This window comes from Lishizhenia sp., from assembly GCF_057456495.1.
On record NZ_JBVCPV010000281.1, the window covers coordinates 1 to 2532 of the forward strand.

The following is a 2532-nucleotide window of genomic DNA, read 5'->3' on the forward strand; positions in this document are numbered from 1 at the left end:
CCTCCTCGTCCGGCTGATGACCAAAAATCATGGACAAGAGATGCGGACATGAACGATAGCTTTAAATACATCTTTGTATACACCGATAAAATTGAAGTAAGAACCGTACTTTATTCTAATGCAGCAGAAGTTGATGAAGTAAATACGGACAACAGATTTGTTTTACCAGAAGGATTAGAACTCTGGGAACCAAGCAATGGTTCAGTTGTTACAATAGAACCCTTACAATAGCACCATTTTTTCAAAAAGAATTGCGTAAATTTGTAATAGATCTTCACCTTTTAGAAGGCACTGAAAGATTAGACCGCAAGGTCGACCCATGCAGTTGTTTTTGAAACTTAACATTACAATATTTAGAGATTAATTGGTGCAATGATATCGAGCTTCTCCCTGTAAAGGGCTAACCCAAGAAGATTTTAGATTTGCATCTGCGTTTCTAACCATGACATTCTGAAGTTTTCAGAAAATGCCCTGCATGGGTTTTTTAAATGAAAGTAAATAACACAAAAAAAGTCCCGACTAATTTAGCCGAGACTTTTTCTTTATACCTTCATTTGGTTATTGAACCATTTCGAAGCTAATTCTTCTGTTCTTCGCCATTTTCAAATCATCTGGATCACCTTCTTCTATTAAAGAAGACTCAACATTTGCTTTCGCATCTACAATTTCGATTTGGTTCGCAGGAACTCCTAAACTTACCAATAAAGTTCTTGCAAACTCCGCACGTTTCTTACCTAAATCTTTCAACTCATCCTCTTCAGTTGAAGCTTCTAATTCAGCCCCATCTGTGTGACCAGTAATCACCAATTTAGCATTCGGGTTATTCTTCATTTCAGCCACAACAGCTTTCAATGAACTTACCCCTGCTGGTGTAACCGTAGATTTACCGTAAGCATAATATACATTTTGAGCAGAAACCTTCTCTGCACTTGTCATATCATTAGTAATCAAAGGTGCTGTTTGGAAAACCAACTGAGAAACTTGTTTCGGTGCCTTTTCATAGTTACACTCACATTTCTCATCTTCTTCTAACAAACGTACACTCACCTCGTCAATGTAGTAGTATGCAGCAATAACTTGCTTTCCTTTTACATCTTTTGGTTTTCTAATTCTCTCATTTTTAACATCAGAAGTATTGGTGAAGTTTCCGATAGTGATGTATTTTTCACCACCTTTTGCAATGTATTCACCACATACTTTATCCCATCCAAACATTCCGTTAAAAACTTCTTCTTTTGGATGAAGAATAAGGTTTTCTTCAAAAACCAATGAATTCAATTTCTCATCAGATCCTGGTTCTTTTTTAGAAATATGTGCTGCTAACTTGTTTGTAGCATATTTAGATAAGTCAGATAAAGAACAATAAAACTCAACGCGGTAACGCTCACCTTTTTTTAGGGGAGAAGAAAATTTTGTTGTAATGTAATTTCTCTCTTCCTTATCTCCGTAAGAAAATGATATAATTCCTGCGTAGTTCATACCATCCTTAGGATCTTCAGTTCCCATAACGTTTTCCGGTGTCATTACATCCGGCATTTTGCTATCTCCAACAAAAAGATCTGCACCAGCTCCAGTTGCTGCTGTCCATCCTTCAGCGGCTTCAATTTGTCCTAAACGACGAACTTTACCTTTAACTGATTCAAAGCTTCCGTTTTCCACCAAGTTTTCATTTTCATCTTGACCAAAAGAGAAAAGTGAAATTGCCACTAAGGGTATTACGGTAAATAGTTTTTTCATTGTTTTAGTTTTATAATTCATAGTTTTTTACTGTGTTTATGAAAGTTTTAACTTTTTCTGGATCAATATCTGGATAAACACCATGACCCAAATTAAGAATGTGCCTTTTACTTGTAAATGAATTTAATAATTTATTCGTTGCTAGCTCCACATTTTTGTGAGAATCATACAATGCACACGGGTCTAAATTCCCTTGAAGTGTTCTGGTTTCTCCAACAATTTTACGAGCATTCGCCATATCCATATTCCAATCTAGCCCTATAGTGTTACACGAACAATTGGCTAAATCAGCTATTGATCTATAAGCACCTTTAGAGAATAAAGTTACCGGTACTTCAGTAATGGCCGCTGCAATTTTCTGAATGTAAGGAAGAGCAAATTCATCGTACTGCTCTTTTCCTAATATTCCTGCCCAAGAATCAAATACCTGAACCATGTGCGCTCCTGCTTTGATTTGAGCTTTCAAATACTTAATGGTCACATCCGTGATTCTATTTAACAACTCATGTGCCAAAGAAGGATTTGTGTACAAAATCTTTCTCGATTTTGAGAAGGTTTTTGAACCTGAACCCTCTGTCATATAACAGAAAATTGTCCAAGGAGCACCTGCAAAACCAATCAAAGGAACACGACCTGCAAGTTCTTTATTGGTAATCTTAATTGCTTCTAAAACGTAAGACAATCTATCTTCTACGTCAATATCAGCCTCCGCCCATTTTAAATCAGCTTCTGACTTGATGGTATTTTCAAACCAAGGACCTTTTTTCTCAATCAACTGATACTCCAAGCCCATAG

3 protein-coding genes are annotated in these 2532 nt (G+C 36.4%); 1 reads left to right on the forward strand and 2 read right to left on the reverse strand.

Translation table 11 applies throughout. The features are described 5' to 3' along the window. On the forward strand, positions 1-231 hold a 231-nt coding region (locus AC22ZQ_RS14035; protein ID WP_318959390.1), incomplete at its 5' end, for a hypothetical protein. 327 nt (positions 232-558) lie between these two features. Here the strand turns inward: AC22ZQ_RS14035 and AC22ZQ_RS14040 are convergent. Both AC22ZQ_RS14040 and AC22ZQ_RS14045 read right to left on the reverse strand, forming a co-directional pair. Next, the gene (locus AC22ZQ_RS14040; protein ID WP_318959391.1) at positions 559-1737 is read right to left on the reverse strand and encodes an OmpA family protein; all 1179 of its coding nucleotides are present in this window, start codon (positions 1735-1737) and stop codon (positions 559-561) included. A gap of 10 nt (positions 1738-1747) precedes the next feature. Beyond that, a partial coding sequence (locus AC22ZQ_RS14045; protein WP_318959392.1) for a uroporphyrinogen decarboxylase family protein occupies positions 1748-2532 on the reverse strand: 785 nt, incomplete at its 5' end.

What these genes read in the sequence shown, in the direction of transcription:
- AC22ZQ_RS14040 (WP_318959391.1), bottom strand. Translation starts at nt 1,737, where the DNA reads ATGAAAAAACTATTTACCGTAATACCCTTAGTGGCAATTTCACTTTTC.